This window comes from Brevibacterium sediminis (assembly GCF_024895295.1).
In the GTDB taxonomy this organism is placed as follows: domain Bacteria; phylum Actinomycetota; class Actinomycetes; order Actinomycetales; family Brevibacteriaceae; genus Brevibacterium; species Brevibacterium sediminis.
Map to the genome: position 1 here is coordinate 239,562 of NZ_JAHQRN010000006.1, position 20,950 is coordinate 260,511.

General features: G+C 65.1%; 17 protein-coding genes, 1 pseudogene and 1 riboswitch. Of the genes and pseudogenes, 3 read left to right on the forward strand and 15 right to left on the reverse strand.

The annotated features are described in order from the left end of the window. The first annotated feature begins 73 nt into the window (after positions 1–73). Entirely contained in the window at positions 74–1,345 is a 1,272-nt protein-coding gene (locus tag KTJ89_RS15225) for an Nramp family divalent metal transporter (protein WP_259358342.1), read from the forward strand. Here KTJ89_RS15225 and KTJ89_RS15230 read toward each other — a convergent pair. The 8 genes from KTJ89_RS15230 to KTJ89_RS15265 form a co-directional block, all read right to left on the reverse strand. Beyond that, the gene (locus KTJ89_RS15230; RefSeq protein ID WP_259358343.1) at positions 1,314–2,258 is read right to left on the reverse strand and encodes a metal ABC transporter permease; all 945 of its coding nucleotides are present in this window, start codon (positions 2,256–2,258) and stop codon (positions 1,314–1,316) included. The two genes, KTJ89_RS15225 and KTJ89_RS15230, sit on opposite strands and share 32 nt — an antisense overlap. Continuing rightward, positions 2,255–3,094, reverse strand: a complete 840-nt coding sequence (locus KTJ89_RS15235; protein ID WP_374990288.1) for a metal ABC transporter ATP-binding protein — start codon at positions 3,092–3,094, stop codon at positions 2,255–2,257. Before KTJ89_RS15235 ends, KTJ89_RS15230 begins: the two co-directional genes overlap by 4 nt. A gap of 20 nt (positions 3,095–3,114) precedes the next feature. Beyond that, entirely contained in the window at positions 3,115–4,038 is a 924-nt protein-coding gene (locus KTJ89_RS15240) for a metal ABC transporter substrate-binding protein (protein WP_172172813.1), read from the reverse strand. 304 nt (positions 4,039–4,342) lie between these two features. Beyond that, the gene (locus tag KTJ89_RS15245; protein ID WP_259358344.1) at positions 4,343–5,401 is read right to left on the reverse strand and encodes a hypothetical protein; all 1,059 of its coding nucleotides are present in this window, start codon (positions 5,399–5,401) and stop codon (positions 4,343–4,345) included. 33 nt (positions 5,402–5,434) lie between these two features. Beyond that, positions 5,435–7,024, reverse strand: coding sequence for a lipase maturation factor family protein (locus tag KTJ89_RS15250; protein ID WP_259358345.1), 1,590 nt, complete (start codon positions 7,022–7,024; stop codon positions 5,435–5,437). Between the two features lie 3 nt (positions 7,025–7,027). Then, positions 7,028–8,143, reverse strand: a complete 1,116-nt coding sequence (locus KTJ89_RS15255; RefSeq protein ID WP_259358346.1) for a hypothetical protein — start codon at positions 8,141–8,143, stop codon at positions 7,028–7,030. A gap of 176 nt (positions 8,144–8,319) precedes the next feature. Continuing rightward, positions 8,320–10,578: a choline BCCT transporter BetT gene (gene betT / locus KTJ89_RS15260; protein ID WP_139906710.1), complete on the reverse strand. Its 2,259-nt coding sequence runs from the start codon at positions 10,576–10,578 to the stop codon at positions 8,320–8,322. 180 nt (positions 10,579–10,758) lie between these two features. Further along, positions 10,759–11,304 carry a hypothetical protein gene (locus KTJ89_RS15265; protein WP_259358347.1) on the reverse strand — a complete coding sequence of 182 codons (546 nt, stop codon included), beginning with the start codon at positions 11,302–11,304 and terminating at the stop codon, positions 10,759–10,761. Positions 11,305–11,437: 133 nt separating this feature from the next. Here KTJ89_RS15265 and KTJ89_RS15270 point away from each other — a divergent pair, with 133 nt between their 5' ends. Continuing rightward, entirely contained in the window at positions 11,438–12,109 is a 672-nt protein-coding gene (locus KTJ89_RS15270; protein WP_259358348.1) for a metal-dependent transcriptional regulator, read from the forward strand. Positions 12,110–12,175: 66 nt separating this feature from the next. On the opposite strand, the gene KTJ89_RS15275 is transcribed toward KTJ89_RS15270, so the two are convergent. From KTJ89_RS15275 to KTJ89_RS15305, 7 genes and pseudogenes are all read right to left on the reverse strand, one after another. Continuing rightward, complete coding sequence (locus KTJ89_RS15275; RefSeq protein WP_259358349.1) at positions 12,176–12,670, reverse strand: hypothetical protein; 495 nt, start codon at positions 12,668–12,670, stop codon at positions 12,176–12,178. A 43-nt stretch (positions 12,671–12,713) separates the two neighbouring features. After that, positions 12,714–12,824: riboswitch (SAM riboswitch) on the reverse strand. Between the two features lie 785 nt (positions 12,825–13,609). Beyond that, a pseudogene (gene erm, locus KTJ89_RS15280) lies at positions 13,610–14,305 on the reverse strand (23S ribosomal RNA methyltransferase Erm); the annotation flags it as partial. A 574-nt stretch (positions 14,306–14,879) separates the two neighbouring features. Next, positions 14,880–16,382, reverse strand: a complete 1,503-nt coding sequence (locus KTJ89_RS15285) for an inorganic phosphate transporter (protein ID WP_139469424.1) — start codon at positions 16,380–16,382, stop codon at positions 14,880–14,882. A 380-nt stretch (positions 16,383–16,762) separates the two neighbouring features. After that, positions 16,763–17,359 (reverse strand): HdeD family acid-resistance protein, encoded by a 597-nt coding sequence (locus KTJ89_RS15290; protein WP_259358350.1) that lies wholly within the window; start codon positions 17,357–17,359, stop codon positions 16,763–16,765. A gap of 100 nt (positions 17,360–17,459) precedes the next feature. After that, positions 17,460–18,506 (reverse strand): slipin family protein, encoded by a 1,047-nt coding sequence (locus tag KTJ89_RS15295; RefSeq protein WP_259358351.1) that lies wholly within the window; start codon positions 18,504–18,506, stop codon positions 17,460–17,462. Between the two features lie 96 nt (positions 18,507–18,602). Further along, positions 18,603–19,385, reverse strand: a complete 783-nt coding sequence (locus KTJ89_RS15300; RefSeq protein WP_259358352.1) for a glutamate racemase — start codon at positions 19,383–19,385, stop codon at positions 18,603–18,605. Continuing rightward, entirely contained in the window at positions 19,382–20,029 is a 648-nt protein-coding gene (locus tag KTJ89_RS15305; protein WP_259358353.1) for an HAD domain-containing protein, read from the reverse strand. The genes KTJ89_RS15300 and KTJ89_RS15305 overlap by 4 nt, the downstream gene beginning before the upstream one ends. Positions 20,030–20,163: 134 nt before the next feature. On the opposite strand from KTJ89_RS15305, the gene KTJ89_RS15310 reads away from it, so the two are divergent. Further along, positions 20,164–20,913, forward strand: coding sequence for an AraC family transcriptional regulator (locus tag KTJ89_RS15310; protein WP_259358354.1), 750 nt, complete (start codon positions 20,164–20,166; stop codon positions 20,911–20,913). Positions 20,914–20,950 lie beyond the last annotated feature (37 nt).

The following is a 20,950-nucleotide window of genomic DNA, read 5'->3' on the forward strand; positions in this document are numbered from 1 at the left end:
GGTCCTTCCGTGTTCACTTTCCAGGCCCTGTGTCGTGTTGCCCTTAACAGGAAAGTTTATGTACCTTAACTTTATGAACGTCGAACCCTCTGCATCGGTGCGCACCCGTGAGCGTGGGCGGAAGAAGCACGGCCGGAAGAAGATCTCCACCGCAGTCCTCCTCGGCCCGGCCTTCGTCGCCGCCATCGCGTATGTCGATCCGGGCAACGTCGCGGCCAACCTCACCGCCGGCGCGGAGTACGGATACCTTCTCGTCTGGGTGCTCGTGGCCGCGAACCTCATCGCCGTTCTCGTCCAATACCTGTCCTCGAAGCTCGGACTCGTCTCCGGGCAGTCGTTGCCGAGCCTCCTCGGTGATCGCCTTCGGAAGAGGTCCCGCCTCGCATACTGGGGGCAGGCCGAGGTCGTCGCCATCGCCACCGATCTCGCCGAAGTCATCGGCGGCGCGATCGCACTGAAGATCCTCTTCGACTTGCCGCTCCTGCTCGGCGGACTCATCGTCGGGGTGGTGTCGCTGTTCCTGCTGTCGATCCAATCCACTCGCGGTCAGCGTCCCTTCGAATTCGTCATCATCGGATTCCTGGTCATCATCGCCATCGGCTTTCTAGCAGGCCTGTTCGTCGGGGACGTGAATTGGGTGCAAGCCGCAGGTGGAATCGTGCCACGGCTCGAAGGCACGAACTCCGTGGTGCTGGCCGCGAGCATGCTCGGCGCCACCGTCATGCCCCACGCGATCTACCTCCATTCGGCACTGTCGGTCGATCGTCATCGTGACAATGCGACCACCTCGACCGGGCAGCTGCTGCGCGCCAGCCGCTGGGACGTCGTGCTCTCCCTCGTCGTCGCCGGTTCCGTGAACATCGCGATGCTGCTGCTGGCCGCCGCGGCGCTGCGCGGCCAGACCGGCACCGACACCATCGAAGGTGCCCACGCGGTCGTCACGGCCAACCTCGGCGAGGTCGTCGGCCTCTTCTTCGGCATCGGTCTCCTCGCCTCGGGGCTGGCCTCGAGCGCCGTCGGATCCTATGCGGGCGCCTCGATCATGCAGGGCCTGCTGCGGGTGAACATCCCGATCGTGTGGCAGCGCGCGTTCACGATGATCCCCGCGCTCATCGTTCTCGCCATCGGCGTCGACCCGACCTGGGCGCTCGTGCTCAGCCAGGTCGTGCTCAGCCTCGGCATCCCGTTTGCGATGATCCCGTTGGTCAGGCTCACGAGCAGCCGCCGAGTGATGGGCGAATTCGCGAACGCGCGCTGGATCACGCTCATCGCCGTGGCCGCCTCGGCGCTCATCATCGCCCTCAACGTCGTGCTCATCGTTCTGCTGGCTCTCGGCGTCGGCTGACCTTCGCCGAGGCGGAGCGGCCGGCTTGGGTCGATGCGGATCGGACTCGTGTATTCGCGCGCTTACGGCGCATCGCTGCCAAGTGACGACCGATGAGTCCATGTCGAGGAGCGAAGAGGTAGACGAGAGCGAAGACCGCGCCCTGCGAAAGCACCACCATCCCTCCGGAAGCAGTGTCGAGGTAGTAGCTCGAATAGAGACCGATCACCGCGCACAGAATCGAGATCGCAGGCGCGATGAGCAGCATCCGCTGGAACCTGTCCGTGAGCAGGTATGCGGTCGCACCGGGCACGATGAGCATCGCCACGACGAGCACGACCCCGACCGCCTGCAGTGCGACCACGGAGGTCAGGGCGAGCAGCCCGAGCAGGGTGGCGCCGAGGAGGCGCGGATTGATCCCCAGCGCATGTGCATGAGTCGGGTCGAAGGCGTAGAGCGTGAAATCGCGGTTCTTGGCTGCGAGCACAAGCAGGGTGATCACCCCGAGGATGGCCACCTGGACCAGTTCGGAACGCGAGACGCCGAGGAGGTTGCCGAAGATGATGTGGTTGAGGTCGACGTGCGAAGGGGTGACGGAGATGAGGACGAGGCCGAGGGCGAAGAGCGAGGTGAAGACGATGCCGATCGCCGCATCCTCCTTGATTCGGCTGGTGTCACGCACGGCTCCGATGAGTCCGACTGCGAGGAATCCGAAGACCACCGCACCGAGGGCGAACGGCGCGCCGACGACATAGGCGAGGACGACTCCGGGCAGTACTGCATGCGAAACGGCATCGCCCATGAGCGACCAGCCGATGAGCACCAGCCAACAGGAGAGAACGGCGCACACGACCGAAGCGATCAGAGTCGTCGCCAAGGCGCGGAGCATGAAGTCGAAACCGAAGGGCTCGAGCAGGAAATCGATGAGAGTCATGCCGTCTCTCCTTCGATGCGGTCGGCTCGGTCGGAGTTGGGACGCTCACCGCCCCGGGGTGTCACGCTCGCACCGGACGGGTCGAGGCCGAACGCCCGGGCGAGATTCTCCGGTCGGAGCACCTCGGCGGGAGAGCCGTGGAGGAGGACGCGGCGCATCAGGAGGATCGCCTCGTCGGCGAGTGCGGGCAGCGCATTGAGGTCGTGAGTGGACACGAGCACCGTCGCCCCCGCCTCGGCGAATTCCTTCAGCAGGCCGGTGATTGTCGCCTCGCTGCGTTTGTCGACGCCGGCGAAAGGCTCATCGAGGAGCAGGATCGTCGCCCCCTGCGCGAGTCCGCGGGCGACGAAGGCCCGTTTCTTCTGCCCGCCCGAGAGCTGACCGATCTGCCGGTCGGCGAACTCGGTGAGTTCGACGCGGTCCAGAGCGCTCTCGACGGCCTCGCGATCGGCTCTTCGGCTCATCCGGAGCGGGCCCATGCGGCCATAGCGACCCATCATCACCACATCGCGGACCGAGAGTGGGAAGTCCCAGTCGACGTCCTCGCTCTGAGGGACATAGCCGAGTGCTCCGGCCCTGCGGGCCCGCCGTGTCGGGCCGCCTTCGATGCTCACCCGCCCGGAGTCGGGGTCGACGATGCCCATGATCGTTTTGAACAGGGTCGACTTGCCCGAGCCGTTCATCCCGATCAGCCCGCAGATGCGTCCCCGCTCGAGCGTCAGGGAGGCGCGATCGAGAGCGAGCGTGTCCCCGTAGTGGACGGTCACCTCGTCGACGGTGATCGCCGGCGGTGCATCGCCGGCCGGCCCGACCGTGGAGCTCGTCTGTTCGGTCACGGACGCGGGAGCTGCAGAACTCACGATTCGCTCCCGGTCAGGGCCTCGGCGATGACCTGCGCGTCGTGGCGGATGAGGTCGAGGTAAGTGGGCACGGGGCCATCGGCCTCGGACAGCGAATCGACGTAGAGCGTGCCGCCGAATTCGGCCTCGGTGGCTTCGACGACCCGATCCATCGGCGCCTGGGAGACCGTGGATTCGCAGAAGACTGCGGGCACATCGTTGTCCTCGACGAAATCGATCGCCGAGGTGATCTGGCCCGGTGTCGCCTGCGATTCGGCATTGACCGGCCAGATGTACTTCTCTCTCAGTCCGGCATCGCGTGCGAGGTAGGAGAACGCTCCTTCGCAGGTGACCAGCGCCCGTTGGGACTTCGACAGCGTGGAGAGGTCCTCGACGAGGTCGTCCTGCACCGTCTGCAGCTGTTCGCTGTAGTACTTCGCGTTGGCAGTGAAGTCATCGGCGTGGTCCGGGTCGAGGTCGGCGAAGGCGCGGGCCATGTTCTCGGCGTAGATCTGGACGTTGAGCGGGCTCATCCAGGCGTGCGGGTTGGGTTTGCCGGCGTAGGCGTCCTCGGTGATCGAGAGCTCGTCGACCCCCTCGCTGACGACGGTGTGAGGGACGTCGACCTCGTCGACGAACTGAGAGAACCACTGCTCGAGGTTGAGCCCGTTGTCGAGTACGAGATCGGCCTTCGCAGCCTTGCGGATGTCGCCGGGAGTGGGTTCGTAGCCGTGGATCTCGGCCCCGGCCTTCGTGATCGACTCGACCTCGAGGTGCTCGCCCGCGACATTGTCCGCAATATCGGCGAGCACCGTGAAGGTCGTGAGCACGACCGGTTTGTCGCCGGCGTCCTCGGCCGTCGCGGCGCTGCCGCAGGCGGCCAGACCGAGGGGAAGGGCCGCGGCCAGGGCGGCAGTGAGTCCGCGACGAGAGCGAGAAATCGGGTGCCCGGTGGGGGCGTTTCCGGGTGCAGATGCGGCGTCGGCGGCGGTGGTGGAATTGCTGTGCTCAGACACGAGGGGCTCCTTGTCGTCGGGGGTCCCGAATAAAAGTTAAGGTACGTTAACTTTATGCCCTGAGCTGAGGAAAGCCAAGTCGTTGGGCACTGCCGGAACGGCGGTCCATTCCGCTGACGGAGGAGTGTGGAGGGTGGTGTTGCGATGGACCTTCGCCGAGGCGGCTCGCAGTTCCGAGGTCACCGACGTGTCCTTGTGGAACGGAGAATCACCTCGCCGAGGCGGCTCGTCAGTCGGGGAGGATCCCCGACCGGGCGAGGACGGTGAGCCTGCGCGCGAACTCGGCGGCCTCCTCGGGGTCGGTGCCGTGCAGGCGGAAAGCCGGTCGATCCCGGAACTGCACAACGGCGGTTGCATACCCGTGATCGACTCGAGTGCTCGCCCCGACCAACTGATTCGGTGCCGCCTCGTCGATGATCTCCGTATTTCCTGAGGTGGTCGGGCGGGTGTGGATCAGGCGGGAAGGTGTGACGAGGAGGTATTCGGCACCGCGCGGATTGTTGTTGCCGATCTTCAGCCACACGGACTCATCCCGGTCGAGGGCGTCATAGGGCGGCGGGGTCGGCCCACGGCGGCGGGCTCGCGCGGAGAGTTTCTCCTCGCCGGTGCTGCTGAGGGTCATCCGGCGGGCTCCGAGCAGAATGATGACGGAGATCGCTGCCAGCGGCACGGTGACTGCCGCGGCGATGACCGTGTTCGCGAAAGAGAGCCAGGCGAACAGTGCCCCGGCCCCCATGCCGAGGATGACGTTGCCGGCCACGAGCCAGAGCGCCATGCCGGTGCGGCTGCGCACCGCCACCGTGATTCCAGCCATCGCCAGACCGAAGTTCGTCGAGGCGATGGCTGCCGCGCACAAGGCGAAGAACGGCAGGGGCGAGTTCGTGAAGTCACCCCATACGGTTCCGGGAGCACCGGGTACGGATGCGAAAGAGTGCCACAGGAGCGCAGCCAGACTGAAGCACAGCCCGAACAGCGGTCCGATGCTCGTGACAGCGATGAGCGGGTCGCGGGTGAAGAGGGTGAGCGATCCGCGTGGGGCTCCGTTCAGTTCGGATTCGAGTCCTTCGCCGCGGTCGGATCCTGTGAAGAAGATGATTGAGACGAAGGTGATGAGTCCGATGAAAGCGAAGGTCAGCGGTCCGGCCGCCGCAGCATCGATGACGACGTCCGATGAGCTGGATGCGTGTGCCAAGCCGGTGTTGACGACGAAGAACACCACAGTCGCCACGGCGCTGAGGGCGAAAGCGCCGGTCAGTCCGTGGGACAGTGCCCGCTTGTGGGTGCTCATGGATGGTCAGTTCTTCAGTGCGCGCATCGTCGGTCAGCTCTGTCGCAAGTCTATCGGCCGAACGAGGATTCGCGGGTCCGAACGCACCCACCACGGTTTCGGTTCTCCGGCTGCGGCGGCCGCCTGCCGTTCGGCGCGGGTGGCATAGCGGTAGGTGAAGACGCGGACACGGATGAGGTCCGGTGCGGCACCGTCGAAGGGGTCGAGGCCCATCAGTCTGCGGATCTGCGCATCACCGGAGCCGATCGCGCGCAGCAGTGCGGTGAACCAGGTCTGTCGGTAGTCGCCGAGCGCGGCGAACCACATGAGCCAATCGAGGCGCAGATGATAAGGAGCGACGATCGGTCCGCGGCGGCAGACATCACCGGGTTTGCCCTTGAACCGATACTCGCGCCAGCCGTCGTCGATAGCAGCCGCGCCGTCAGTGTCGCCACCCGCATCCGCGCCGCGATCGGCGCTGCTGTCCTCGGGTGCGATCCACCCTTCGATGATGATCTCGTTGCGGGTCTCGGTCATCGATCCGAAAGCGCCGTAGGCGTTGCCGAGCCCGAGCCGATTGAAGCTCGCGTTCATCAGCTGATTCGGTGAGAAGAGGTTGCGCAGCGCTGGCACATTCAGCCACGCCTGCCATACGACGAATACGAGGACGACGATCAGCCACCAGACCGGCAGCGCCTCGACCGGCGCGGTGGTGGGTGCGGGGTCGGCCGCCTCGGTGGTGGTGGGATCGGTGATGGAACTCCACCCCCATTCGGGGAACGGGCCGCCGACGATCCAGCGGAAGAACGTGTCGCTGATGCCGGAGCAGGCGAGCAGGATCGTCGCCCAATTCAGCCACGCATAGTTGCCGCTGACCACGAGCGCGAGTTGGGTGATGATGATCGCGACAGCGGCGAACGATGCGATCGGCTGGGGCAGGAACAGAAGCCACGGCGCGGCGAGTTGGACGATATGGCTGCCCAAGGTCTCAGCCTTGTGCCACCAGCCGGGCATGAGGTGCGCGCGCCGGGAGAGCGGGTTCGGCATCGGCTGGGTCTGGTGGTGGTAGTCCATCGCGGTGAGGTCCCGCCAGGACGAATCCCCGCGCATCTTGATCATTCCGGCACCGAATTCGATGCGGATGACGAACCAGCGCAACAGCAGGATCATCGCCCACGTCGGGGCCACATCGTGGGAGCCGAGGAAGCCGATGAGGAACCCGGCTTCGAGCAGCAGCGATTCCCAACCGAAGCCGTAGAAGCGCTGCCCGATCGACACGATCGAGAAATACAGCGCCCACATGCCTAAGAACACCGGAATCGGCACCCATGCGGGGCCGGCTTGGGGCAGACCGATGATCGCCGAGGCGGCCAGGACCATTCCGATTACGCAGACGAGGCGCAGTCGTCGGTCCGAATACGCAAACCGCTTCCAGCGGAAGATCGTCGGCGCCTGCCGGGCCGAGGTCAGAGCGATGAAGCGCGGAGCAGGGGTGAGTCCCCGTTCGCCGAGGAGAGCCGGGAACTGGTTGAACGCGGAGGCGAAGGCGATGAGGAAGAGCACGCCGAAGCCGCGCTGGATGATCTCGCGGGAGATTGTGTAGTCGCCGGCGGTGAGCAGAGCGACCACCTGGCTGAGGTCCATGGCTTAAGTATCCTCCTCCTGCGGAAGACGTCCGGTCGTGGCCAGAGAGGTGAGCGCTTCGGCGAACTTGTCTGCCTCGCTCGGATCCCCGCCGATGAATTCCATGTCCGGGCGGTCCCGGAAGTGCACCGAGGTGGTGTGCCCGGCCGGGCGGAACTTGGTGCTGGCTCCGTGCAGCTGGCCGGGATGAGCCTGGTCGAGGATGCGGACCTGTCCCGGTCTAGTGGGTCCGGTTCCGGTGCTGGTGGGTGCGGCCAGGAGAAGCCGCTGGTTCGTGGCGGCGAGCATCTGCCCGGCAGGGTTCTCCCTGTCGGCGAAGTGGAGCATGAGGTTCTCACCCGGGGCGAGGGCTGTCAGCAGCGACTGCAGTCGAGTTTCATGGGCGGCATCGATCCGGTTGGTGACACGGGCTCGGGCGCCGGCGAACAGGCGGGCTGGGATGAGGGCCGCCGTGGTGATGAGGAGGCAGACGGCGGTCACAGCCAGAGCCGCGACCGGTGACATCGTGAAGACGTTCGAGGCCACGACGCCGATGGTGATCGCCAGAATCACGATGAGCACCGAGACGACGAGGAAGATCGCCCAGAGGGTGCGGTGGAAGGCATCGGCGATCGCGCCGAGCGCGAGGCTGAAGTTCACCGTGGCCCACAGCCCGAACAGCACAGCGATGGCCGGCAGCGGGGAGGCGGTGAAGTCGCCCCAGACGGTGCCCGGAATTCCGGAGTCCTTCGCGAAGGCGTGCCAGATGAAGGCGGCGATGACTCCGCAGACGGCCCACACCGGTCCGACGGCGAACACCCGATGCCAGGGGCTGCGGACAAAGGCGGTGGGCGGCTGTCTGCGTTTCACCCCATGGGGATCCTCGGCCAGTTGCGCACGGGCGCGGCTGCTCCCTGCCGGCGGTTTGTCCTCGTAGAAGGCGAAAGCGGCGAGGGCTGAGAGCAGGAACAACGCTGCCGCACCGATGCTCGGCGCCCGATCTGGGTCGATTTCCCAAAGCAGAGTGTTGCGCAGCGGGTTGAGACCGGCATTGGCGAGGAAGAACGGAACCGAGGCGAAGACGGCGAACCCGATCCCGAATACGAGCGCACTGCCCTTGGAGCGTCTGTCCCTTGTCATGCCTCTATCCTCGCAGGAACTCTGCGAACCCGGGGCGCTGAGATGTTCCGGATCCGTTGCGTGGCAGCGAATAAGTAAGGAGCGGTGACCGTGTCGGTCACCGCTCCTTCTGGACGCATCCCTCACCGAGGCGGCTGTGCACGGGTGGGCACGGCCGCCTCGGCGAGGGGTTTCACTCAGTGCTTCGGTTCCTCGAGGTCCTCGACATCGTCGGCTTCAGTGGGCACCGCCGGAATCGAATCCGTGGTCGGCGGTGTCGGCGGAGTGACGACCGACTGGAACGAGTGCTCGTGCGAGTAGGCGAGGAACGACAGATGGTTCTCGTACCGGTCGAGCACGTCATCGATGATCTGCTGTGAGCTCAGACCCATGAGGTCGTATCCTTCCGAACCGGTCTGCGTGAAGACCTCGATACGGAAGTACTTGTCGTCACCTCGTGGGGCGTTGCGGGCACCGAATGACGGCACATTCGCCTCGATGGCTGCGGCCTCGTAGTGGAAGTCGCGCTGCTCGCCCATGTCGACATTGAGCGTGTTCGTCGTGATCTCGGTGTCTTCATCGAGGGTCTGGATGTGTTCGACGGTGTAGCCGAGTTCGCGGAACTCCTTGGATACGGCTTCCAGGGACGGTCCGACCACCTCAGCGACGAAGCGTTCGACGGACTTCTTCGTCGGGTAGGAGCGAAGGGTCGCCAGCCGCTGACGCCAGGTCTTCTCCGGAGCACGTCCACCGTGGGCGGCCGTGGTGCGGCGACGACGGGTCCGGCCTTCGCGTTCGGCGCGCTCCATGCGCAGCACCTTCGAGAACGAGGCCATGACTAGGTAGGCAATGATCGTCACCGGCAGGGCGAAGATCAGCGTTGCGTACTCCATCGTCGTCACGCCGCCGGCGACGAGCATGGCGATTGTGAGCACTGCCGTGACCAGGGCCCAGAAGATGCGCAGCCACTTGGCTCCGTCCTCTTCCGGATTCGGAATCGAGGAGGAGAAGTTCGACATCACCATGGCACCGGAGTTCGCACTCGTGAGGTAGAAAAGCAGTCCGGACAGAGTGGCCAGGCCGATGAGGAACGTCGCTCCCGGGAACATCTCGAGTAGGTCGTACCAGCCCTGTTCCGGGGAGGCGATGGCCGTCTTCGCGAACTCGTCGTTGCCGTTGAAGACCTCGGACAGGGCCGAGTTGCCGAAGATCGTGACGATGATGAAGTCGCAGATCACGGGGGCAGTGATCGCAGCGATGACGAACTCACGCAGCGTGCGGCCGCGGGAGATGCGGGCGAGGAACAGCCCGACGAAAGGACCCCAGGCGAGCCAGAAGGCCCAGAAGAACAGGGTCCAGCCGCCCATCCATTCGGAGCCGCCGTCGACATAGGCGAACGTCGACAGCGTGCGTTCGGGCAGGGTGAAGATGAAGCGGCCGATGTTCTCGACCATGGCGTTGAGCAGGAAGGCGGTCTTGCCGGTGACGAGGATGTAGAGCATCATCGCCGCACACGACCAGAGGTTGAGTTCGGAGACGAGGCGGATGCCCTTGTCCACGCCAGAGGTGCAGGCGGCGACGGTCATGACGACTGCCACGATGACGAGCGCGATCTGCAGGGCCAGCCCGGTTTCGAGACCGAAGAGAGTGGCGAACCCGACGTTGAGCAGGACGACGCCGATGCCCATCGAGGTGGCCACGCCGAAGACGGTGCCGACGAGGGCGAAGATGTCGATGACATCACCGGTGGTTCCGCGCACGCGCTTGCCCAGCAGCGGGTAGAGGACCGCACGGATCGACAGGGGCATGCCCCAGCGGTAGGCGAAGTAGCCCATCGCCATGCCGAGCAGCGAATACATCGACCAGCCGGCGATGCCGTAGTGGAACATCGTCCACACGACGGCGTCCTGAGCGGCTGCCGCCGATTCGGGGGAGGCATTGACCGGGTGGAGGTACTGGGTGATCGGTCCGGTCACCGAGTAGAAGAGCATGTCGATGCCGACGCCTGCGGCGAAGAGCATCGCGACCCAAGTGAAGAGGTTGTACTGCGGGCGGGAGTGGTCCGGGCCGAGCCTGACGCCGCCTTCCTTGGACAGTGCCACCCAGAGGACGAAGCCGATGACGACGGTGACGGTGACGACATAGAACCAACCGAGGTTCTCTGCGATCCAGTCCACAGCCGTCTTCATGGTCGACTGAGCCGAGTCGGGCATCATCATCGCCCACACGGAGAACGCGAGGATGATGAGAGAGGCGACGATGAAGACTCGCCAGTTGACCCGGGAACCGCGTTCGTCGGAGAGCTCCTCCGGGCCCTTGCTCATCTCCGTGCTGTCGATCGGAGCGCGCTTCTCGGGGTCGACGTCCCTGCTGATTCTCGTAGCTCGGTCGGTACCGCCGAATCGCTCACGCTCGACGACTGGGCGCTTCAACTTCTCTTCGTTCGGATCCTGCACGCATCGACCTCCGGTAGACAAAAGTGGACTGGGCCCGAAAATGGGCCCGATCTATTCTACGGTTGGAGGATTTTCACAAAGACAGCACCCCCTCTTTTCAGGAAGTTGACTAAGCTGCCGGGTTGTCCAGCCGGGCCGGGCACGGGAGCCGGTTCGAACGGGCCCGAAGGGTGGAAGGGATCATGCCCGGGAGCGAGCGGCCACCTCGGTGAGAGTGTCGACGAATCGCTGCGCCTCGGTGGGGATGGTCTCCTCCAGCCGCATCGACGATCCGACGTGCAGCTCCACGGTCACGGTCGCGCGTCCGCGGAAATCCTCTGCTCGAACGGCGCCGACCTGCCGAGCGGCCGCCTCCGAGAGCTGGGCGATGGAGCCCTGAGCATCGGTGCGCACCCGCATGATCCGTTGGTCGGTGAGGATGAGCAGATCGGTGTCGAACGGCGGCAGGCTCCGCAGCCGCACGTATTCGATCTCGCCGGGGCGGAACAGGCCGGTTGCGTTGATTCCATCTGATCGTGCTCGCGGGTTGTCCGGGGTCGTCGGCCCTCGCCGTGCTGTTGGTCGGGATGCCGGCTTGCGGGCCTTCGCCCAGCGGCGGAGCGCACGGAACGGGGACCAGCCGTCTGTGAGGGAGGGGCCGTCGGGGATGGCGGGCCGAACCGACCCTGTTTGGTCGGCGTTGTCGGTTGGGTGAACCGAGTCGGAGGGGAGGGAGTGGGAGGTCATGAATGTGATTCTGGCAGGGCCGCCTCGGCGATGGGGTGGGTCGGTGGTAATCGTTTGGGAACATCTGTGTCCGATCGCCCACTTCGGGTGAAGTGTCGACGCGCGGTGACGCGTCCATGGGATACTGGGGGGCATGCGTGCAGGTGAAGTCTCCGAGGTCAGTCAGGACTACCTCAAGGCCATCTGGTCGGCTCAGGAATGGGGCGGCGACCCGATGACGGCCACCGAACTTGCGAACCGATTCGGCACGACGAAGGCCAATGTCACCGAGGTGCTCAAGCGTCTCGACGAACTCGGTCTCATCACTCGCGTCCCATATAAGCCACCGGTGCTCACCGAGCAGGGCAAGGCGATCGCCCTGTCGATGGTGCGCAGGCACCGGCTCATCGAGACGTTCCTCGTGATGTCGCTCGGCTACGGCTGGGACGAGGTTCATGACGAGGCCGAGATCCTCGAGCATGCAGCCTCCGATCGGCTCATCGACCGCATCGACGCGTTCCTCGGCCACCCGACGTCCGACCCGCACGGCGATCCCATTCCGGGTGCCGACGGTGCCGTCGATTCCCATATTCCGACCCTTCTCGCCGAGGCGGCCGCCGGATCCTATGCGGTGCTGAGGGTCTCCGATGCTGATCCTGTTGTTCTCGGGAAGCTCGCCGAGGCGGGGGTGCTGCCCGATGTCGCGCTCGACGTCGTCGATCGCACCGATGAAGCCGTGACCGTGGACATCGGAGGGAAGCAGGAGACGCTCGACTCCGCGCTCGCCGCGGCCGTGTATCTGGACGTGGCTTCCTCGGCGAGTTGACCGAGTCGGATCTGTTGATCCGACCGGCAGTGGTGTTTGGGTTCGGTGAGGTCAGAGACCCTCTGCTCAGTTGTTGCTTCGCGGGCGTGGGAACTTCGGTTCAGCGCGCAGCAGGGTCAGCGTCGTGGCTGCGTGAGCGTCGAAACCTTCGACGAGGAAGAGCTTCGGCCAGTCGCACCAGAGTTCTGATTCATACGGGGTGCCGGGCAGGTAGGTTCCGTGCCTGTTCTGCCGATGCCCCGGGTGGGACCGAAATGCCGTTCTGGGAATGGATTGCAGCGTGTCGAACAGGGTCTGATAGAGCACCGGTGTGAAGCCATCACTGCGAGCAGCATCGGCAGTGCTCACCCAGCCGGGTCCGGCAATCGGAATGCCCCGTTTGATCGCCGAACTCATCTGAGCTTTGATGCCGGCGCGTTGCGGGTCAGGGGAGTGGTGGAGGAGAACTTTCGACCAGTGCAGGGCAACCTCGGGTTCGAAGCCCGGCCACTGTTCGGCGGCCCTGCGGCGGTTCTCGGAGTGGTTGTGGGAGTCGGCGGAGTCGTTGAAGTCTGCGGACATGGCAAACCGTCCTTCTCGGGCGCGCCTGCGCAGCGCTGACCCGGATCGAAGCTTGCCCGAGCGGTCGACGCGGGCCCGTTCTTCCCCTGGGGCACCCGGTCGATGACGGGTTGCCGTGTGGCCGGCCAGGTACCGATGGCCACAGCTCGCGAACGTGATTTCAGTGTAGACGGAGGGTCTGACACGACCTTTGCGTTGGTGACCTCCGTGGCCGGCGGAGGAGGAATCTAGACGAGTCCTTCTTCATCGGCGTCGGCGGCCGATGACCAGTATCGAGGATCGTGGTCCTCGACGGTTTCCCCACAGTCGACACAGGTGCGGAATTCGATAGTCCCGTCGGAATTGAGTCGACCCGGCGTCAGGCTGCTGCTCTCTTCGCAGCCAGGACACCACCCATTGATGAAGCGTCTGATGTGAGTGCCGTGTTCATTGTCCATTCCGGCTGACCTCTCGACCGAATGCGCAGTGCGTGGACCTGCTGTTTTCAGTCTACGAGCGCCGGCAGTCGGCGAAGATGAACTTCCGGAGAAGACGGAGGAGCCGCCGGTGTCGTGGTCCGTCGGCGCATCGGCATGGAGGAGCACGGGCCGGACAACGCCCCGGTCCGACGGGGAAACGTCGGACCGGAGCATCGGAGACTCACCTGCGCGGCAGGTTCCACCTCGGCTGGGGCTGCTGCGGTTTCTGATGCTGATTCATGAAACCGCGTTCGGCCTGCAGATGACCCTTGTCATGGCTCTTCGCCTTCGGATCGGTGCCCGGGATGGAAGCCTGCAGCTTCTCGGTCGCCGGTTTGGCGCCGACGATGGGCATCTCCCCAGTGATCAACGGTGTCTGCGGGGCCGCCTCGGTGACGGGGTTCTGTTTGGGTGCTTTGCTGTTTCGCATGGTCTTTCCCTTCTTCGCATTCTTCTGATCTGTTTCGGTGACCAGTTCGGTGAACAGTCCGGTCCACTGGGCGGGGGTGAGGTCTTTGGGCAATGTGTCTCCTCTGATGTCGTTGCGGTCCATGGTCGATTGCAGAGTGCGATGATCGGTGATGCTCATCTTCGAGAGGATTCCTTTCATTCCTCGCCCGCGACCGGTGAAGACCGAACGGACGAACTGTTGATATTCGGATCGAGCATTGTCTGGAATCGATCCGGTGGGACAGCGATCGATGGTGAGGATGCCGCCATCGACGCTGGGCTTCGGGGTGAACGCGTCGGCGGGGACGCGGGTGACGAGGCGGAAGTCGAACCATGGGGTCCATTGCGCGGTCATCATGGTCGATCCGCCGATGCCTGCGCGTTTGCGGGCCACTTCCCATTGGGTGAGCAGGATCGCCCGCTGCCAGCGCCCGGAACGCAGCAGTTTGCGGAGGATGGGGGTGGTGAGGTGGAACGGCAGATTGCCGACGATGACCGGCCGGTCGAGCCGGGTGGTCAGGATGTCGGCGTGCCGGACCTCGGCCCGCGGGTACGTGTCTTCAAGGTGATCCAACCTCGTTTCGTCGAGTTCGACGAGTGTGAGCTTTCGACCGAGCCGGTAGAGCTCGGAAGTGACTGCCCCATCCCCGGGACCGATCTCCATGATCGGTCCGGAGGTGGAACGAGCCAGGCTCGCAATCGTGTCGATAGTGGTGGGCGAACGCAGAAAGTTCTGGCCGAGTTCATGCCGCCCGCCGTGCTGTGACCGCGGGGCCGAGAGCGAATGGGACTGACTGCGTGTCGAACGGTGTCGTGACGTGTGGGGTCGCAATGGGATGTGCTCCAAAAGGAAGATGGAGGCACCCGAGGCAGCGCAATGAAGGTGAGTCAGATCGATTCGTATAGACCCGGTCGATCATGATGATCGGAGTGGTCAGGGAATCGGAAAGTGATCAGCCGATTGCCGCATCGCCCGGATGCCGATGGCTCTCCGGGAGGACAACGCGCTTGCAGAGCAGATCAGGGTGACCGTCGTCGGTCAGCCGATCGCAGAAGAATTCGTCAGGCGCGCTGTCAGGCGCTGCGGTGACGAATAAAGAAGCAAGGCGCAGTCATTGCGCTGCTGTTCAATGTTCCCATGCCGATCAAGATAGCACAGGGAGCTTTGCCGAGACCAGAGTTCGGACGAAAATCGCCCTGCCGACTTCGTGTGGAAGTCGGCAGGGCGGAGGTGGGGATGCGTTCGAAGCCGTGTGTCGAACGGAGTCCGGCGAACGCGTGTGAGCGTTCGTGTCAGTGGGTCAGCCCATCATGGTGCGCAGGGCGATGACGCCGACCGAACCGATGACCGCTGCGGCCGGAAGGGTGATAATCCAGGCCAATGCGATCGGCTTCATGAGCTTCCAGTTTGCCGAACGGTTGACCAGGCCGACGCCGATGATCGCACCGATGAGGATGTGCGTCGACGACACCGGCAGACCGCTCACCGAGGCGGCCATGACGATTCCCGCGGCAGCGAGTTCGGCGGCGAATCCGGAGGCCGGGTGGATCTCGGTGAGGTTCGTGCCGACCGTTGCGATGACCTTGCGGCCGATGAACCAGAGACCGACGATGAGGGCGATGCCGCAGGTGAGCATGGCTGCGAACGGCACGCTCGCCTCGCCGCTGATGCTGTCGGTGCGGAGCACGTCGAGGACGGCGGCGAAGGGGCCGACGGCGTTGGCGATGTCGTTCGAACCGTGGCTGAAGGCGAAGGCCGAGGCCGTGAACACCTGCATCCAGGAGAACAGGATGTAGGTCGCACGGGGAACCGTCTGCTTGCGCAGGGTCTTGGCGAAGACGAACACTGCTAGCCACACGGCCGCGCCGATCATCGCCATGATGAGCAGACCGCCGACCGTGGTCACGCTCATGTCGAGGTTCTTCAGTCCCTTGAACAGCAGCATCGCGGTGATGATGACAGCGCCGACGGCAGCGATGAGGGGAACCCACCGCTGCAGGGCCGAGTGCGTGCCGATCGATCCTCCCTCGGCGGGGGCATCCTCGGCGGCGGCGTCGATCTGCGCGTCGACGGATCCCTCGGCTGCGGAGACCGGGGCGAGCATATGCGGCTTCAGCGTGTGCGACAGCGACTTGCCGAGCACGTATTTCTTGATCAGCCCGTAGATGACGAACGCGGCGAGTCCGCCGAGGGCAGGAGACAGCACCCAGGAGATCGCGATCTGGCCGACCTCGGACCACTGCACCATGGCGAATCCGCCGGTGCCGGTGACGAATCCGATCGTCAGTGATGCACCGATGATGCCGCCGATGATGGCATGCGTCGTCGACACCGGCCAGCCCATCCGCGTCGCTACCAGCAGCCACACTGCCGCGCCGAGGAGGGCCGCCATCATGATGAACGCGAAGTCCATCGGGTCGATCGCCACCCCGCTGAGGTCGACGATTCCGCTCTTGATCGTGTCGGTGACATCACCGCCGGCCAGAAGCGCGCCGCTGACCTCGAAGACCGCGGCGATGAGCAGTGCCTGCTTCATCGTCAGGGTGCCGGCGCCGACGGAGGTGCCGAAGGCGTTGGCGACATCGTTGCCGCCGATGTTGAAGGCCATGAAGGCGCCGAAGATGACCGTGGTGATGAGCACCATGCGGGGTGCGTCCCGGCCCACGAAGTCGAGCGACCACAGGGTGAAGGCGATGAGGGTGATCGCCATCAGGCCGCCGAAGGCCAGATGCCAGAGGCGGTCGTTGCTGCGGCCGACGGCAGGTGGCGGAGTGTGGCGCTCCGGTGCCAGAACCTGGGTCATTCGTTCTCCTCGCGAATTTCAGTCGATGTGGCAGTGTCTGTCTGCCTCCATGATTCGCAGGGCGGATGACCGCCAGGTTACGGAGAAGATGAATGCACGGTTAACTCCGATTCCAAGTGGTGCGAAATGCTCATGCACACTCGGTACTTTTCGCCTTCCGTTCACGCAATGTTCCAGGTCAGATGCTATTTGGGCGGATCGTTGCGGGAGGCGGGCGCTTGGGTGTGGCGGAGACGGAAAGTCATGTTGTGACAATGACCACTTCGGGCCGACTTTCGTATGTGAATCGGTGAACAGCGGGTACGCGACAGAGCCCGGACCCGCAGATGTGCGGATCCGGGCTCTGTCGAAAGGGGAAAAGCTCGCCGAGGCGGCCGGAGTCAGTCGATGATCTCCCCGCGGATGACATCGCCGCCGCTGTCATCGGGGCGATTGCGATGCGGGTCGGACTTCATCTGCCTGTCGACCTTGCGCAGTCGACGGCCCAGAGCGATGAGGGCGATGCCGACGAGGATGATGAACCCGGCGAGGGTGAAGATCAGCGCGGTCACTCCGGCGCCCGGTGCGAAGAGGAAGAAGCCGCCGAGGATGATGCCGAGGACGCCGATGACGGTGAGCGCCCACCAGGCCCTGACTCCCATCCGACGGATGAAGAAGGACATGGTGAGCGCGAGGAAGCTGAAGAAGATGATGGCGAATCCGGTCAGCACGGTGACCATGGACGCGAACAGCATCGGGGTGAAGAAGATGAGCGCACCGAGGAGGATGAGCAGGACCGCGCGTGTGATCATGCTGCCGGTGCGGCCTCCCTGCGGTGCGAAGACGAGGGAGGAGATGGCGATGACGGCGAGCCAGCAGGCGAAGATCCGCACGACCACCTCGGCGGAGGTGCCTGGCCAGACCATCATCAGCGCACCCATCACGAGGGCGATGACGCCGTTGACGATGACTGTTCTTCCAGTGCGCTTGAGGTCCATGCCCACAGCCTAGTCCTCCGGTTTGGACAGACGCTGAAGACGGCGCCCGGGGGCGGTCGGTGGGCGGATCCAGGGCGGTCGCCGGCCGGGGTGCGACGGTTCAGGCGTGCCCGAGGTGCTCCTCCTGATCGGTGGAGTCGGACCGTGCGGCCGAATCCGAGGTGGTCCGCTCCTGCTCCGGCATGTCCGAGGTGACACGCTCCTGCTCGGGCATCAGCCCGGTGAGCTTAAGCGATTCGGACATGGCTTGAACGATGGCGTCGAGGTCAGCCGGGGCACTCGACGTCGTGTCCGATCCGGACCGGTCGGCCGCCTCGGCGGGGGTGTCCGTGGTGGGTGTGACTCCTGCTTCCGTGGTCGACTTCGCGCCCGCCTCGGTGGTGGTAGGAGCAGTCGGGGTGTTGTTCTCGAGGAAGCGCAGGAGCTCGACGGGGAAGGGCAGGACCAGGGTCGAGTTCCTTTCGGCGGCCACCTCGACGATGGTCTGGAGCAGACGCAGCTGCAGGGCGGACGGGGTGTGGGCCATTGCCTCGGAGGCCTTGGCGAGCTTGTTCGATGCCTGCAGCTCACCATCGGCGATGATGACGCGGGAGCGACGTTCGCGTTCGGCCTCGGCCTGGCGCGACATGGAGCGCTTCATCGACTCCGGCAGGGCTACGTCCTTGATCTCGACGCGATCGATGTGGACGCCCCAGTCGACGGCGGGGCTGTCGATCATAATCGCCAGGCCCTGGTTGAGGCGCTCGCGGTTGGTGAGCAGATCGTCGAGTTCGCTCTGCCCGATGATCGAACGCAGCGAGGTCTGCGCGACTTGGCCGACGGCGAGCTGGTAGTCCTCGACGTCGACGACGGCCTTGCGCGGGTCGACGACCTTGAAATAGATGACGGCGTCGACGCGGACGGTGACGTTGTCGCGGGTGATGCCCTCCTGCGCGGGGATCGGCATGGTCACGATCTGGAGGTTGACCTTCTCGAGTTTGTCGACGAAGGGGACGATCGCGGTCATTCCGGGCGGACGGGGCTCGGCGTTGACTCTGCCGAGGCGGTAGACCACCCCGCGCTCGTACTGCTTGACGATCTTCAGGCTGTTACCCAGCGTGATTGCTCCGAGTGCGACAAGTGCGGCGAGGATACTGAGCGCCAACATGTCGAATCGCCTCCTTTGACGATTGACTGTCTGGTCTATCCTACGCCGGTATGGCGCGGAAAGACCCGGCTCGGAGGGAACGCGGAGGGGAGGTGCTCAGGCCTCGCGGGCGAGCAGTCGTTTGCCGGCCGGGTAGGCATCCAAGGCCTGGGGGAGGCTGACGCGTCGGCCGGACGCGAAGGTCGCGAGCACGCGTCCGGTGCCGGGCTGATCCTCGCCGACTCCGGCGGGTTCGAGGCCGATGCGGCGCAGCGTCTGTTTGGCCACCGGCATGGGGGAGTCGAAGACGGTGAGGGCTCCGGCTCGGGCAGCCATGATGCGGTCGGCGACGAGTCCGTAGTGGGTGCAGCCGAGCACCACGGTCTCCATTCCTGGTCCCATCTGGGTGAAGGCATCCTCGATGGCGGTGTCGATCTTGTCCAGATCGGCGGCGTTGATGGCCTCGGCCAGTCCGGGACAGGCGATCTTGGCCACGTGCAGGTCCGCGGCGAAGGAGTCGATGAGGTTCTGCTGATACTCACTGCCCGTGGTCGCCGGTGTCGCCCAGATCGCGAAGTCCTGGCCGGTGCCGGCGGCCATCTTCACCGCAGGCACGGTGCCGATGACGGGGATGGCCGGTTCGTAGCGGGCGCGGACGGCCTCGAGGGCCTGCACCGAGGCGGTGTTGCAGGCGATGACGATGGCGTCGGGTTCCCATTCGGCGAGCACTCCGGCCGAATGCAGGGCCCGCTGTTCGAGGGTCTCGGTGCTCAGGCTGCCGTACGGGGTGAAGTCCGGGTCCATGGCGAGGACGAGGTCAGCGTCGGGGGCGAGGTTGAACAGCGCGTCGGCGGTGCCGAGGAGTCCGAGTCCGGAATCGAGCAGGCCGATGCGCGTCATGAAGTCCCCTTCGGGTCGGATGTCGTCGATGCCTTGGTCTTTGGTCCGCCGGGCTTGGTGTCGATGGTCCTTGGAGCGTCGGTCTTGGGGTAGGCGAACTCCCGGATCTCCTTGAGATGGGCTTTCGTCAGGCCGTGGGCGAAGTCCGGGGCGATGAGCTTGAGGCGGTTGGGTGAGTAGTGCTTGAGGAAGTATTCGCGGGTGGCCGGCCACGCCAGGTCGTCGTCGATCCAGATCGCACGCCCGTGCTCGTGGGTGGCCAGCCAGTCCTCCATGGCACGGGCCTTCCACCACTGCTGCGGATCGTGAGCGAAGCGGTTGTGCGTCTCATCGGGCATTTCGATGACGTCGAAGGAGTTGCGCAGACCGAATTTCGGTTCGAGCTCGGACTTGCATCGCTGCGACCAGGTCGACAGCCAGACGACGTCGACCTCATGGGTCTCGACGATGCGGTCGAAGAATTCGACGACGGACGGCCGGTAGTGGAGTTCGTAGTGCCACGCGTGCAGCTTCTTTCGCCCCTCGGCCATGCCGCGCAGCTTGGGCACCGGGTAGGAGTTGAGGACGCCATCGACATCGAGGAAGACAGTGACATGGCGAGCCTGCCTGCGCGCCGATACCGGCGCCGAGGATGCTGCAGCCATCATTCCTTCCCGTGAGCTCAGTCGTGCGGCCCTCTGTTGGGGCCATTCGCGCGCTATTCTGGGGGCAGATCGCGCCGCCCGCACCAGATGAACACAGACGAGTTTACCGCCGAGAGCGTCAGGAGGCCGAGTCCGTGTATCGCGAAACCCGGATCCCGCACCTGCGGGCGAGCCTGTGGGTCTCCGTTCCCGACAAGGCCGATTCCCTCACCGAGGCGGCTGACCCTGACCGGGGCAACCTCGCCTTCGGGCCGGACGCCGTGCATGCTCCAGCTCCCTCGCTCATCGTGCCCGACGGGTGTATGGACCTCATTGTCATCGATTCGCAGATCCATATCGCCGGTGCCGATTCCACGGCACGGATGTTCCACGGTTCGGCCACACCGACGGTGGGCCTGCGATTCGACTCCGGCGTGCTTGCGCAGCTGTTGACCACCTCGGCGGGGGAGCTGGCCGATCGGGTGACGCCCCTCGACGCTGTCATCGGCGGCCGGCATTCAGAGGTTCGCGCTGTCGGAGAGGGCGGGGCCGCCTCGGTGACGGGAGCTGCCCGGGTGCTGCTCGACACGGCCGGCGGTCTGACGGACCGAGCCATGCTGGATCCGCGTCCGATGGCCTTGGCTCGGGCCTTGGATGTGCGCTCGAATTCGCCGGCCCAGACCGTCACCGAGGCGGCCGCGGAGTTCGCGTATTCACCGCGGCAGCTGCGCCGGCTGAGCGCGGAATGGTTCGGCTACGGACCCAAGCACCTGGCGAAGATTCTGCGCTGGCAGGCCGCACGAGACCTCATCGATGCGGGGCGGACGCGGACAGCGGCCGCGGCCGAGGTGGGGTATGCCGACGCAGCTCACCTGCGTCGGGACGAGCGCTCGCTCATCGGGTGAGGGCGCACCCGGCGTTCGTCCCGTAAGTTCGTCCCCA